Genomic DNA, 12,049 nt, shown 5'->3' on the forward strand with positions numbered 1-12,049 from the left:
TGGGATGCTCATGGCGGCAGAATCGAGGAGACGAGGAGTTGCGTGTAGGGCTCGCGGGGATCGTCGAGCACCTGGTCGGTGAGACCGGTCTCGATGACGCGGCCGCCCTTCATCACCATCACACGGTGCGACAACAGGCGCGCCACCGCGAGATCGTGGGTGACGATGATGACGGCGAGGTTCAGCTCGGCGACGAGGCTGCGCAGGAGGTCAAGCAGGCGGGCCTGCACCGATACGTCAAGGCCGCCGGTCGGCTCGTCCATGAACACAAGCCGCGGTTCGGTGACGAGGTTACGTGCGATCTGGAGGCGCTGGCGCATGCCGCCGGAATAGGTGCGCGGAGCATCGTCGATGCGCGCGGTATCGATCTCGACGCGGGTGAGCCAGTCGGACGCGGTGTCGCGGATTCGGCCGTAGTGATTCCAGCCGACCGCCATCAGCCGCTCGCCGACATTGGCGCCGGCAGAGACCGCCATGCGCAGGCCCTGCGCGGGATCCTGATGGACAAAACCCCAATCGGTGCGGAACAGGAAGCGCCGCTCGGCTTCGCCCAGCGTCGCGAGGTCGCGGGTGACGCCGTCGCGCATGCGATACGAGACATGGCCTGCGCTCGGCGCAAGCTGGCCCGACAGCATTTGCAGCAGCGTCGACTTCCCCGAGCCGGATTCGCCGACGATCGCCAGCACCTCGCCCGGATAGAGCGAGAACGACACGTCGCGGCAGGCGGCGATGCGGCCGAACGACTTGCTCAAGGACTCGGCGACCAGCAGCGGCTGGTCGTTATCGGACGTATCGAGATCAACCATGTGAGCCCGCCTTCTCCTTGTACGGCGCGGCGCTGAGGCTGCCGTGATGGCCGGCGGCCTGACGTCCCTCGCAATAGTCGGTGTCGGAGCAGACGAACATGCGCCCGCCCTTGTCGTCGGTGACGATCTCGTCGAGGTAGGAGTTTTCCGCGCCGCACAGCGCGCAAGGCGCATTGAAGCGGTAGGGCTCGAACGGGTGGTCCTCGAAATCGAGCGACACCACCTGCGTGTAAGGCGGGATCGCATAGATGCGCTTCTCGCGGCCGGCGCCGAACAATTGCAGCGCCGGGCAATTGTCCATCTTGGGGTTGTCGAATTTTGGCGTCGGCGACGGGTCCATCACGTAGCGCGCGTTGACCTTGACCGGATAGGCGTAGGCGGTGGCGATGTGGCCGAAGCGGGCGATGTCCTCATAGAGTTTCACATGCATCAGGCCGTATTCGGCGAGCGCATGCATGCGCCGCGTCTCGGTCTCGCGCGGCTCGAGGAAGCGCAGGGGTTCCGGGATCGGCACCTGATAGACAAGCACCTGATTTGCGTGCAGCGCCGTCTCCGGGATGCGGTGGCGGGTCTGGATTACGGTTGCCTCATCCGTTGCCGTCGTGGTGGCAACGCCGGCGGTCTTGGCGAAGAATTTGCGGATCGAGATCGCGTTGGTGGTGTCGTCGGAGCCCTGGTCGATCACCTTCAGCACGTCCTGGGGTCCGAGGATCGCGGCCGTCACCTGCACGCCGCCGGTGCCCCAGCCATAGGGCATCGGCATTTCGCGGCTGGCGAACGGCACTTGATAGCCGGGGATCGCGATCGCTTTCAGAATCGCGCGGCGAATCATCCGCTTGGTCTGCTCGTCGAGATAGGCGAAGTTGTAGGCGGGCGCGTTCATTCCGCGGCCTCCTTCATGGCATCGGGCGCATTGGCCTCGGCAAACTCCTGACGCAGCTTGCGCAGCAGGCCGAGCTCGGACTGGAAATCGACATAGTGCGGCAGCTTCAGATGCTCGACGAAGCCGGTCGCCTGGACGTTGTCAGAATGCGACATCACGAATTCCTCGTCTTGCGCGGGAGCGAGCGCCTCCTCGCCGAGCTCGCGGGCGCGGAGCGCGCGATCGACCAGCGCCATCGACATGGTCTTGCGCTCGCTCTGGCCGAAGGCGAGGCCATAGCCGCGGGTGAAGCACGGCGCTTCCGTCGCAGAGCCCTTGAACTGGTTGACCATCTGGCACTCAGTGAGCTCGATCGCGCCGAGCGGCACGGCGAAGCCGACGTCCTCGGCCGCGAATTCAACCTCGACCTCACCAAAGCGAATCTCGCCGACGAAGGGATGGTTGCGGCCATAGCCGCGCTGCGTGGAGTAGCCCATCGCGAGCAGAAAGCCTTCGTCACCGCGCGCAAGGTTTTGCAGGCGCAGGTCGCGGTCGGCCGGAAAGTTCAGCGGCTCGCGGGTGAGATCGCCGACGGCGGCGCCGTCCTCTGCCTCCGGCGAGGATTCGATCAGCCCGTCGCGGCCGAGAATGTCGGTGACGCGCGGTGTCGGCGCGGTGGAGGCTTCAGCCGCCGCCGGCACCTCCGGCACAAAACCTTCGGCGAGCGAGGGATCGAGCAGACGGTGCGTGTAGTCGAAGGTCGGCCCGAGGATCTGGCCGCCGGGAATGTCCTTGAAGGTCGCCGACACCCGACGCTGCACCCGCATGGCGCCGGTGTCGACCGGCTCGCTGGTGCCGAATCGCGGCAGCGTGGCGCGGAAGGCGCGGACCAGGAAGATCGCCTCGATCAAATCGCCGCGCGCCTGCTTGATCGCAAGCGCCGCAAGCTCGCGGTCATAGAGCGAGCCCTCGCTCATGACGCGGTCGACGGCGAGCCCAAGCTGCTCCGAGATCTGGTCGAGGGTGACTTCCGTAACGCTTTGGTCGCCGCGCCGCGCATTGGCGAGCAGGCGATGGGCGTTCTCGATGGCGCGTTCGCCGCCTTTGACTGCGACATACATGCTTCTAGCTTCCCTTGCTCACGACGCGCGTGGTGCGCGGGATCGCGACCACGGCGTCATCGGCGACCAGCACCACGTCGATGCCGCGCGGAAACAGCGCTTCGTTCATACGCAGGCGCTCGAACAGGTCGAAAGGCTTGATCGACGCATGCAGCGCCGCCACCCCGTCGATGCCGGGGCCGCGCAGCTCGAAGCTGCGCCCGGAGCTGAGGCTGTCGACCTGGATGATCACCGTGGTCGAGCGGTCCGGATACTCGCTCGTGCCGAGCGCGAAGCGCTCGAGCGCGGGCAGCGCACCGCCGTCGCTGATGAGCGCAAATGAAGCGACCGATGAATCCTGCACGACCGGCGCGCCGGTGTGGAATTTCAGCCACTTGGTCACGTCGGAGCTTTCCGCCATCCGCGCGTCGAGCCAGAGCGGCGTGTCGTGGTCGAACAGCGTCAGTGCGATCGCCGCGGTGCCCCGCATCATCACGCCGGGCGCGCCCGCCATCGGGACGATGCGCTGGACCGAGCCCGGCCGCGCCATCGCGTCCATGACCGAACGAAAAGTCGATTGCGCCGACAGCACCTTGTCGGCGAAGCCTGGCGGCAGTTCCGCAATCGTGGTCATGATCTCACCCCTCACCGCGCACCATGGTGTAGAAATCAACCTTCGTCGCGGCGGTCTCTTCCGCCACCCGCGTCCGCCTGACCATAAGCTGCTCGCGCAACGGCGCGATAACGCTGCGCTCGACCAGCCCGCCGAAATCGCGGGACTGCACCAGCGCATCACACAGCGCGATCAGCCGCGCCTTCTCGCCGTCGCGCCCGAGCGAGTAGCCGAAGCCGACCTCGCCGCTCGCGAGCCTCACCGCCGCGCGCGACACCGTGGCTTCGCCGAGGTTGAACGGCGCACCGTCGCCGCCGACCCGGCCGCGCAGCATCACGAGACCGTTCTCCGGCGCACGCAGATCCTGATGAGCCGGCAGAGCGAGATCGCGGAGGCGAGCGGCGATCTCGCCCGCCTCCGCGTGCGCCAGCACGGCCATGGCGGCCTTGCGCTGGGCTTGCTGGGTATTGTGCTGGGTCACCGGATCCACCGAGCTTTGGCAGAACTTGCCGAATTGAAGTTGTCTATGATAATAGACAACTTCATACGGGAGCGCCATGACTGTTTCGTGACAAAGGTGTGATTTCTGGGCTAGCTTGGCCGACGACATGAGCATGCAGGACACAGCCTCTTCGGGCGTCGCGCTGTGGCGCCTCGTTGCCGACGGCATCGAGCGCGGCATCGCCGACGGCCGCTTCGCCGCCGGCGACAAGCTGCCGGGCGAGATGGAGATCGCCGAAACCTATCGCGTGAACCGCCACACCGTGCGCCGCGCGCTCGCGGCCCTTGCCGAGCGCGGTCTGGTGCGCGCCGAGCGCGGCAGCGGAACCTATGTGGAGGCCCAAAAGCTCGCTTATCCCTTGCGCTCGCGCACGCGCTTCTCCGAGATCGTCGGCGCCGAGGGCCGCGAGCCGCATGGCCGGCTGATCGAGGCGACCAATGATGTCGCGACGCGGGAGCTGGCGCGGGAACTTGGACTGAAGACCGGTGCGCCGCTCGTGCGGATCGAGGCGATCCGCCTCGCCGATCGCACGCCGATCTGCGTCTCCACGACCTGGCTGTCAGCCGAATTGTTTCCGGGCGCAGGCGAGGTGTTTGCCGCGACGCGTTCGATGACGAAGCTGCTCGAGCATTACGGCGTCCGCGACTATCGCCGCGGCGCGACCCGGATCACCGCCGGCATCGTCGATGCCACCGACGCCGCACGGCTCGATCTGCCGCTGGGGCGGCCGATCCTCGTGGTCGATGCCACCGACCACGATCTCGCCGGCAAGCCGCTGGTGACGAAGCATTCACGCTTTGCCGCGGAACGGGTGGAGTTCCTGGTGGAGTCGTAGGGGACTCTCCCTCCACGAAACCGGGGCCGTAGGGTGGGCAAGGCGCTCTTCGCGCCGTGCCCACGATTTTTCTTGATCGTTAGAAGTCGTGGGCACGCTTCGCTTTGCCCACCCTACGGCACCTGCGATCAGGCCACCGCTCTCCGCCCAATGATCGCAAAGCGCAGCTTGCCCGAGATGAAATCGATCGCGGCGACGGCGACCAGGATCATCAGGATCAGGAACGACACCTTCTGCCATTCCAGCACGCGGATCTGCTCGGCGAGCTGGAGGCCGATGCCGCCGGCGCCGACGATGCCGATGATGGTGGCCGAGCGCGTGTTCGATTCGATGAAATAGAGCACCTGGCCGGCGATCACGGGCAGGACCTGCGGCAACAGGCCAAAGCGGATCTCGTGCAGCGCGCTGCCGCCGGAAGCGCGGATGCCTTCGACCTGCTTCTGGTCGGCGCCCTCGATCGCCTCCGAGAACAGTTTTCCGAACGCGCCGAAATCCGACACGGCGATGGCGAGCACGCCGGCGAACGGGCCGAGGCCGACGACGTTGATCCAGACCAGCGCCCAGATCAGCGTGTCGACACCGCGGATCGAATCGAGGAAGCGGCGGATCGGGAAGCGCAGGATGTTGGACGGCACGATGTTGCGCGCCGCCAGCAGGCTCACCGGCAGTGCAAACACCGCCGCCAGCGTGGTGCCGAGCAGCGCGATCGAGAGCGTCTCGCCCAGCGCCTTCAGGTAGATCGGCAGCGAGGAGCCTGGATCCGGCGGGATCATCATCAGGCTGATCCAGCCGAGCTGGCTGAGGCCGGCGAAGAAGCGCGACGGGGAGAAATCGAGATCGACGAGACCATAAATCAGGATCGCGAACGCCGCGACGATCATCGCGGGCATCGCGAGCCGCGTCGAGGCCGGGCGGTCGAACACATCGGGGTAGCGCGCGCGCATCTGGCGCGGATCGACCTCCTGCGGCGTCACGTCCGCGCCTCCTTGCCGAACAGGCGGCCGCGCAGCCAGCCGGTGGTGATGTCGATGATGAAGACGGTGACGATGATGGTGAGCAGGATGGCGCTGACGTCGGAGTAGTAGAACTTGCGGATCGCGACGACGAGCTCCTGGCCGATGCCGCCGGCACCGACGAAGCCCATCACGGAGGCCTCGCGGACATTGATCTCGAAGCGCAGCAGAGCATAGCTGGCATAGCCCGCAGTCACCTGCGGCACGATGGCAAAGCGCATGCAGGAAAGCCAGCTGGCCCCTGTCGAGCGAATGCCCTCGACCGGCTTCATGTCGGCATTTTCGACGATCTCCGAGAACAGTTTTCCCAGTGCGCCGGTGGAGTGGATTGCAATTGCCAGCACGCCCGCCATTGGCCCCAGGCCGAAGGCAATCACAAAGACCAGGGCAAACACGATGCCCGGGACGGTGCGGGCGAATTCGAGCAGGCGCCGCACCGTGAAGCGCAGCCAGGGTGACGGCGAGGTGTTTTCAGCCGCGAAGAAGTTGAGGGCGAAGGCGAAGGTCGCGCCGATCAGCGTGCCGACATAGCTGATGAGCAGAGTCTCGCCCAGCATCTTCAGCCATTTGCGCCAGCCCCACAGCCACTCGCCGACATCGGTCCAGACCCGCTGGCCGCTATCGAGCGTGAGGATGCGGTCGAAATAGCTGACGAAGTTGCCGAAATAGGTGAACAGCGTGCGCAAATTCACTTCGGCGCCGATCGCGGCGAGAACCAACGCTGCGGCAAAGATCGCGGCTCCCACCAGGAGACGCAGGCGCCTGCGCGCGACCGCCTGGCGATAGGCGGCATTCAGCGCGGCAAGCTGCTGCTCGGGAAGGATGGAAACCGCGACGGTCATTGGGTCAAGGTGCGTGGTCGTTCAAAAAGAGAAAGAGCCGGGTCCATCGACCCGGCTCGAGTAGCTCGTCCCGAAAGCTCAGGACGCCTTCTTCTTACGCAGCGAATCGACGAACTTGATCAGCTCGATCGTGCCATCCCAGTCCTTGGTGGTGGCGGGATGAAAACCCTTCTTCTGGCCGTCCTGGAGGCGGTCGAAGGCCGCCTTGTCCTTGGCCGGCGCCTCGAAGAACGCCTTGGCGATGGCGGCCTTGGCATCTTCCGGCAGCTCGGCATTGTAGGCATAGGGGCCGTTGATGATCGGCGCCGACTTGTGGATGATGCGGAAGTCGTCCTTCTTCATCGCCGAACCATCGGCGTTCTTCAGCATGCCCTTGGTCAGCATCTGAGCCAGCGTGGAATCGTCGTCGCTGGTCCACTGGTTGGCGGCGACGTCGACCGTGCCCTGCGCCAGCGCCAGCATCGCGTTCTCGTGGCTGCCGGTGAACACGACCTTGCTGAAATAGCCGTCGGCATCCGGGATGCCCATCTTGTCGAGCTCGAAGCGCGGCACGTTGTTGCCCGAGGTCGAGTTCGGGTCGACGAGGCCGAGGTTCTTGCCCTTGAGGTCATCGACCTTCTTGTAGGCGCTGCTCGCCTTGACGAAGAACACCGAATAGTAGCCGGTCGAGCCGTCGGCGTTGATGTCGTTGGCGAAGGCGTCGGTCTTGACGCCGGTCAGGCGGGCGCGGGCGAACGAGGCCGAGCCGTAGCTGGCGATGTGGATGTTGCCGGCGCGCTGGCCTTCGATTACCGCGGCGTAGTCGTTGGCGATGCGCAGCGTGACCTTCACGCCCAGTTCCTTGGAGAGATAGCTCACGAACGGCGCCCAGCGCTCGGTGACGCCCGAGGCGTTCTCGGCCGGGACGACGGCGAAGGTCAGCTCGGGATATTTGGCCTTCCAGTCGTCGGCGGACGCGGAGGCGGTGAAGGCAAGCGCGGCGGCGCCGGCAAGGATTAATCTGCGAGTGATCATGATACCCTCTTCATCGGTTGGGGTCGGTTGACGCAAAACTGGCAACTGAACAGGTGCGACGCGGCTCAGGCGGCCGCGGCGGTTCCGAGCGCCGGCACGCCCTCGGGCGCCGGGACAGGCATGCCGCCCATGACGTCGGCGGCTTCGAGATCGTAGAGCTCGCGCGCGACGTGATCGGTCAGCGCGGACGGCGCGCCGTCGAACACCACGCGGCCGGCGGCCATGCCGATCAGGCGGTCGCAATAGGTGCGGGCGAGATCGAGCGAATGCAGGTTACAGAGCACGGTGATACCGAAGTGCTTGTTGACGCGCAGCAGCGCGTCCATCACGATCTTGGTGTTGCGCGGATCGAGCGAGGCGATCGGCTCATCGGCGAGGATGATGTCGGGTTGCTGCACCAGCGCGCGGGCGATCGCGACGCGCTGCTGCTGACCGCCGGAGAGCTGGTCGGCGCGCTGGGCGGCGAGCGAGGCAATGTCGAACTGCTCGAGCGCGGACATCGCCAGCGCCTTGTCCTGCTCGGGCCAGATCTGCGACAGCGAGCGCCAGGCCGGCATCGTCGCCAGCCGTCCCATCAGGACGTTGGTGAGAACGTCGAGCCGGCCAACCAGATTGAACTGCTGGAAGATCATCGCCGAGCGGGCGCGCCACTGCCGCAATTCCTTGCCGCGCAACGCCGTGACGTCGGTGCCGTCGAACAGGATGCGCCCTTGCGTCGGCGTCACCAGGCGGTTGATGGTCCGGAGCAGCGTCGACTTGCCGGCGCCGGATCGTCCGATCACACCGACGAATCCGCCGGGGGAGATTTGAAACGAAGCGTCGTCCACCGCGGCTTTTGCGCCAAAGCGGCACGTCAGACCTTCAACCACCAGCATACAGGAGCTCCAGAGTAGCTGGAGCCAACCGCTAACGCCGACGCTTGACACTTGTGTGACACGCACGTTGCGCTGCGGCGATCCTACACACCTCATCCCCTGTCATCGCTGCGTCATGACATTGTCATCAAGCCACTCGAAGAGAATTGCCCGCCCTCGAACGTTCGGACGCAACATGGCCGGCAAGGTGCTCTCAGTCCAACCGACCATCGACGCGTCCGCGAAGCTGCATGAGACCAGGCTCGGCGCCTACACCGAGGTCGGCGCGCGGACGATCCTGCACGAGGTCACGATGGGCGATTACTCCTATGTCGTGAACGATTCGCAGATCACCTACACGACCATCGGAAAATTCTGCTCGATCGCGGCGATGACGCGCATCAACCCGGGCAATCATCCGATGCACCGCGCGACGCAGGCGCATTTCACCTATCGTTCCAGCGCCTATTTCGACGGCGAGAGCGACGACGCCGAGTTCTTCGACTGGCGGCGCCAGCATCACGTTCATATCGGCCACGACGTCTGGATCGGCCATGGCGCGATCGTGCTGCCGGGCCGCAACATCGGCACCGGCGCGGTGATCGCAGCCGGCGCCATCGTCACCAAGGACGTGCCGGCCTATACCATCGTCGCCGGCAATCCGGCGCGGATCGTGCGGCGGCGGTTCTCGGAGGAGATCGCCGGACGGCTCGCAAGGCTCGCCTGGTGGGACTGGGATCACGACAAATTGCGTGAAGCCCTGCCTCATTTCCGCAAGCTCGGGATTGAAGATTTCCTCGCCACGTATGAAGCACGGACAAACTTCCCTCGCAGCAGCAAGAAAAGCGCAATCGCGTGACGGACATTTTCCTTGAAGGCGGCCGGGCCCTGATCGGCACCGAGATCGTCGAAACATCGCTGAGCGTCTCTGGTATCGATATTGCCGAGGTGGACGCCTCCCGCGGCCGCGCGCGGCTCGCAATCGATGCGCGCAACCTGCTGGTGCTGCCCGGCATCGTCGATCTGCACGGCGATGCCTTCGAGCGGCAGATGATGCCGCGCGCCGGGGTCGACTTCCCGATCGACGTCGCGCTCGCCGACAGCGACCGGCAGGCCATCAGCAACGGCATCACTACGGTGTTTCACGCCACGACCTGCTCGTGGGAGCCGGGCCTGCGCAGCGCCGACAACGCGCGCGGCCTGATGGAGGCGATCGAGCGGCAGCGCCCGCAATTCGCCGCCGACACCCGCTTCCATCTGCGGCATGAGACCTACAATCTCGACGCGGAGCACGAGATCGCACAATGGCTCAGCGAGGGCCGCGTCGACCTGTTCGCCTTCAACGACCACATGGACGGTACCGTGGCCGACATGGCCAAGCCGCGCAAGCGCAACCGCATGGTGGAGCGCACCGGGCTGTCAGCTGAGGATTTCGACAAGCTGGTCGAGCGCGTGGTCGCACGGGCCGCCGAGGTGCCGGCTTCGGTTTCGAGGCTCGCCGCCGCAGCCCGCGGAGCCGAAGTGCGCATGCTCTCGCATGACGATGCGACGCCGGCGATGCGCAAGGAGTTTCGCGAGCTGGGCGCTGACATCGCGGAATTCCCGATCAACGAAGAGACGGCGCGCGCAGCGGCAAGCCACGGCGATGCCATCGTCTACGGCGCGCCGAACGTCGTGCGCGGCGGCAGCCACACCGGCTGGACCCGGGCATCCGACATGATTGCAAAGGGGCTCTGCTCGGTGCTGGCGTCGGATTACTACTATCCCGCACAGCTGCTCGCCGCATTCCGTCTCGCCGCCGACGGCGTGCTGCCGCTGACCAAGGCCTGGGATCTGGTCTCCGCCGGCCCCGCACGCGCGACCGGCCTCACCGATCGCGGCCAGCTCGCCGAAGGGCGCCGCGCCGATATTCTGCTGGTCGACGACAGCGTGCCGTTGCGGCCGCGGCTCGTCGCGGTGATCTCAGGCGGAAAGCTGGTGCATCTCACCGATGCGACGCGGCTGCTCAGCGCGGCGGCTGCGCCGCGCGAGGCTATCGTCGCGGCCTAAATTGGTTATGCTGAGGCGATGACAGGTTTTCCCCGCTACGCGATCTATTTTGCCGCCGGCAGCGACAGCGCCCTCTCCCGCTTCGGCGCCGAACTGCTCGGCTATGATGCCTATACCGGTGACGAGCTGCCGTTTCCGCAGCAAGCACTGCACGTCGCACCGGACTGGCGCGACGTCAGCGCCGATCCCCGCAAATACGGCTTTCACGCCACGCTGAAGGCGCCGATGGCGCTGGCGCCTGGCAAGACCGAAGCCGAGCTGATGGCCGCCTGCGCGGCCTTCGTCGGCAAGGCGCGGCCCTTTCCGGTGATCCGCCCCGTCGTCGATGCCATCAGCGGTTTCATCGCCGTCATTCCGGCCGAGCCGGTCGAAGCGCTGCAAGGCCTCGCCGCCGATAGCGTCCGCGATTTCGACGCTTTCCGCGCGCCGCTGACGGCGGAAGACCGCGCGCGGCGCAGGCCGGAGAAGCTGAGCGAGCGGCAGCGCGACTATCTCGACCGCTGGGGCTATCCTTACGTGATGGAAGAATTCCGCTTCCACATGACGCTGACGGGGCGACTGGATGCGGAGCGGCGCGGGCCGATTCTGCAGATGCTGCGGGAGCGGTTTGCGGGCTTGAGGCTCGATGCGCTGACGGTCGACCGCATCGCGTTGTTCAAGCAGGATGACGCCAGGGCGCGCTTTCGCATCATCGGCGAGTGGGCGTTAGCAAGATAGCACTTCCTCCGTCATTGCGAGGAGCGAAGCGACGAAGCAATCCAGACTGTTTCCAGAGGTAGAGTCTGGATTGCTTCGCGGAAGCCTGTCATCGGGTCGCGCTTCGCGCGGACCCGGTGGCTCGCAATAACGTTGGGGAGACATTCTCAGCCTAGCGCCAGCTCACCAGATTGAAGGCGAGCGCCACCGCGCCGACCAGAACGAGGCTGGCCGCCCAGACTGCATCGAGATTGAACCAGCTCCGCGAGACGAACTTCAATCCCAGATGGCGGTACACCAGCCACGCCAGACACCCGCCGGCGCCGACCATGGCGGTCACGTGCACCAGGGACACCAGCACAGCCATCCCCAGACTTGACTTCAAAAGACTTGGCTTCATCAGCGCGCCGGCCGCCTCATGGCCGGCATCGAGCTCGGAGGCCTGGCAGAGCCCGAGATAGATCGGCACGAGCATCAGCGCGGCGCCGTGAGCAATGGCGACGGCAAACGACCAGAGCGCCAATTGCGTCGGCGGAATTCGTGCCAGCGTGCGCGGATGACGCCGGTCGATCAGCCGATAGACGCCAAAGCCGATGACGAGAAGGCTCGCACCGATCTGGATCGGACGCTGCCATTCGGCCAGCACGAGCAGGAGCGCGAATGGCAGCAGCACGAGAAGTGTTGCCAGGAGATGCCCCGCCGCCAGGGCCCACAATGCACGGAAGAGCGCGCGCGGGCTCTTGTCCAGGAGCCCGGCCGAAACGGCGAGCGGCCATCCCATTCCCGGATTGACGCCGTGGTAGAGGCCGCTCGCAACAAGCGCGAGCCAGAGCCAGCCGAGCGCCGGGCTCGCATGCATCCAA

General features: G+C 65.9%; 14 protein-coding genes. 4 read left to right on the forward strand and 10 right to left on the reverse strand.

The window, feature by feature from the left end:
• Window positions 1-8 precede the first annotated feature (8 nt).
• Genes phnK through phnG form a run of 5 tightly spaced genes read right to left on the reverse strand, consistent with a single transcriptional unit; the run spans window position 9 to window position 3,820 of the window.
• Complete coding sequence (gene phnK / locus IQ16_RS30235) at window positions 9-806, reverse strand: phosphonate C-P lyase system protein PhnK (RefSeq protein ID WP_018646372.1); 798 nt, start codon at window positions 804-806, stop codon at window positions 9-11.
• Window positions 799-1,689 carry an alpha-D-ribose 1-methylphosphonate 5-phosphate C-P-lyase PhnJ gene (locus IQ16_RS30240; RefSeq protein WP_018646371.1) on the reverse strand — a complete coding sequence of 297 codons (891 nt, stop codon included), beginning with the start codon at window positions 1,687-1,689 and terminating at the stop codon, window positions 799-801. Before IQ16_RS30240 ends, phnK begins: the two co-directional genes overlap by 8 nt.
• Entirely contained in the window at window positions 1,686-2,789 is a 1,104-nt protein-coding gene (locus IQ16_RS30245; protein ID WP_145831909.1) for a carbon-phosphorus lyase complex subunit, read from the reverse strand. The genes IQ16_RS30240 and IQ16_RS30245 overlap by 4 nt, the downstream gene beginning before the upstream one ends.
• 4 nt (window positions 2,790-2,793) lie before the next feature.
• Complete coding sequence (gene phnH / locus IQ16_RS30250) at window positions 2,794-3,402, reverse strand: phosphonate C-P lyase system protein PhnH (protein WP_018646369.1); 609 nt, start codon at window positions 3,400-3,402, stop codon at window positions 2,794-2,796.
• Window positions 3,403-3,406: 4 nt separating this feature from the next.
• Entirely contained in the window at window positions 3,407-3,820 is a 414-nt protein-coding gene (gene phnG, locus IQ16_RS30255) for a phosphonate C-P lyase system protein PhnG (RefSeq protein WP_051123051.1), read from the reverse strand.
• A gap of 169 nt (window positions 3,821-3,989) precedes the next feature.
• On the opposite strand from phnG, the gene phnF reads away from it, so the two are divergent.
• Window positions 3,990-4,718 carry a phosphonate metabolism transcriptional regulator PhnF gene (gene phnF, locus IQ16_RS30260; protein WP_026312520.1) on the forward strand — a complete coding sequence of 243 codons (729 nt, stop codon included), beginning with the start codon at window positions 3,990-3,992 and terminating at the stop codon, window positions 4,716-4,718.
• Between the two features lie 128 nt (window positions 4,719-4,846).
• Here phnF and phnE (IQ16_RS30265) read toward each other — a convergent pair whose 3' ends face one another.
• The 4 genes from phnE (IQ16_RS30265) to phnC all read right to left on the reverse strand — a co-directional run bounded on the left by phnE (IQ16_RS30265) (window position 4,847) and on the right by phnC (window position 8,462).
• Entirely contained in the window at window positions 4,847-5,662 is an 816-nt protein-coding gene (phnE, locus tag IQ16_RS30265) for a phosphonate ABC transporter, permease protein PhnE (RefSeq protein WP_035667585.1), read from the reverse strand.
• Between the two features lie 26 nt (window positions 5,663-5,688).
• Window positions 5,689-6,573, reverse strand: coding sequence for a phosphonate ABC transporter, permease protein PhnE (phnE, locus tag IQ16_RS30270; protein ID WP_018646365.1), 885 nt, complete (start codon window positions 6,571-6,573; stop codon window positions 5,689-5,691).
• A gap of 78 nt (window positions 6,574-6,651) precedes the next feature.
• A complete protein-coding gene (gene phnD, locus IQ16_RS30275) occupies window positions 6,652-7,587 on the reverse strand; it encodes a phosphonate ABC transporter substrate-binding protein (protein WP_018646364.1) in 936 nt (311 codons plus the stop codon).
• Window positions 7,588-7,652: 65 nt separating this feature from the next.
• Window positions 7,653-8,462, reverse strand: coding sequence for a phosphonate ABC transporter ATP-binding protein (gene phnC, locus IQ16_RS30280; protein ID WP_145831910.1), 810 nt, complete (start codon window positions 8,460-8,462; stop codon window positions 7,653-7,655).
• 175 nt (window positions 8,463-8,637) lie between these two features.
• Here phnC and IQ16_RS30285 point away from each other — a divergent pair, with 175 nt between their 5' ends.
• Genes IQ16_RS30285 through IQ16_RS30295 form a run of 3 tightly spaced genes read left to right on the forward strand, consistent with a single transcriptional unit; the run spans window position 8,638 to window position 11,207 of the window.
• On the forward strand, window positions 8,638-9,300 hold the full coding sequence (locus IQ16_RS30285) for an LbetaH domain-containing protein (RefSeq protein WP_018646362.1): 663 nt from the start codon (window positions 8,638-8,640) through the stop codon (window positions 9,298-9,300).
• Complete coding sequence (locus IQ16_RS30290) at window positions 9,297-10,490, forward strand: alpha-D-ribose 1-methylphosphonate 5-triphosphate diphosphatase (RefSeq protein WP_018646361.1); 1,194 nt, start codon at window positions 9,297-9,299, stop codon at window positions 10,488-10,490. The genes IQ16_RS30285 and IQ16_RS30290 overlap by 4 nt, the downstream gene beginning before the upstream one ends.
• 18 nt (window positions 10,491-10,508) lie before the next feature.
• Window positions 10,509-11,207, forward strand: coding sequence for a DUF1045 domain-containing protein (locus IQ16_RS30295; protein ID WP_018646360.1), 699 nt, complete (start codon window positions 10,509-10,511; stop codon window positions 11,205-11,207).
• A 151-nt stretch (window positions 11,208-11,358) separates the two neighbouring features.
• On the opposite strand, the gene IQ16_RS30300 is transcribed toward IQ16_RS30295, so the two are convergent.
• On the reverse strand, window positions 11,359-12,045 hold the full coding sequence (locus IQ16_RS30300; protein ID WP_167526359.1) for a hypothetical protein: 687 nt from the start codon (window positions 12,043-12,045) through the stop codon (window positions 11,359-11,361).
• Window positions 12,046-12,049: the final 4 nt, after the last annotated feature.

Source organism: Bradyrhizobium huanghuaihaiense (genome assembly GCF_007830635.1).
In the GTDB taxonomy this organism is placed as follows: Bacteria; Pseudomonadota; Alphaproteobacteria; order Rhizobiales; family Xanthobacteraceae; genus Bradyrhizobium; species Bradyrhizobium huanghuaihaiense.

Coding starts and splice junctions, on each gene's coding strand:
- phnE (WP_035667585.1), bottom strand. CDS start 5,662: ATGCGCGCGCGCTACCCCGATGTGTTCGACCGCCCGGCCTCGACGCGG.
- IQ16_RS30295 (WP_018646360.1), top strand. CDS start 10,509: ATGACAGGTTTTCCCCGCTACGCGATCTATTTTGCCGCCGGCAGCGAC.
- phnE (WP_018646365.1), bottom strand. CDS start 6,573: ATGACCGTCGCGGTTTCCATCCTTCCCGAGCAGCAGCTTGCCGCGCTG.
- IQ16_RS30285 (WP_018646362.1), top strand. CDS start 8,638: ATGGCCGGCAAGGTGCTCTCAGTCCAACCGACCATCGACGCGTCCGCG.
- phnF (WP_026312520.1), top strand. CDS start 3,990: ATGAGCATGCAGGACACAGCCTCTTCGGGCGTCGCGCTGTGGCGCCTC.
- IQ16_RS30300 (WP_167526359.1), bottom strand. CDS start 12,045: ATGCATGCGAGCCCGGCGCTCGGCTGGCTCTGGCTCGCGCTTGTTGCG.
- phnC (WP_145831910.1), bottom strand. CDS start 8,462: ATGCTGGTGGTTGAAGGTCTGACGTGCCGCTTTGGCGCAAAAGCCGCG.
- IQ16_RS30240 (WP_018646371.1), bottom strand. CDS start 1,689: ATGAACGCGCCCGCCTACAACTTCGCCTATCTCGACGAGCAGACCAAG.
- phnK (WP_018646372.1), bottom strand. CDS start 806: ATGGTTGATCTCGATACGTCCGATAACGACCAGCCGCTGCTGGTCGCC.
- IQ16_RS30245 (WP_145831909.1), bottom strand. CDS start 2,789: ATGTATGTCGCAGTCAAAGGCGGCGAACGCGCCATCGAGAACGCCCAT.
- phnD (WP_018646364.1), bottom strand. CDS start 7,587: ATGATCACTCGCAGATTAATCCTTGCCGGCGCCGCCGCGCTTGCCTTC.
- phnH (WP_018646369.1), bottom strand. CDS start 3,402: ATGACCACGATTGCGGAACTGCCGCCAGGCTTCGCCGACAAGGTGCTG.
- phnG (WP_051123051.1), bottom strand. CDS start 3,820: ATGGCCGTGCTGGCGCACGCGGAGGCGGGCGAGATCGCCGCTCGCCTC.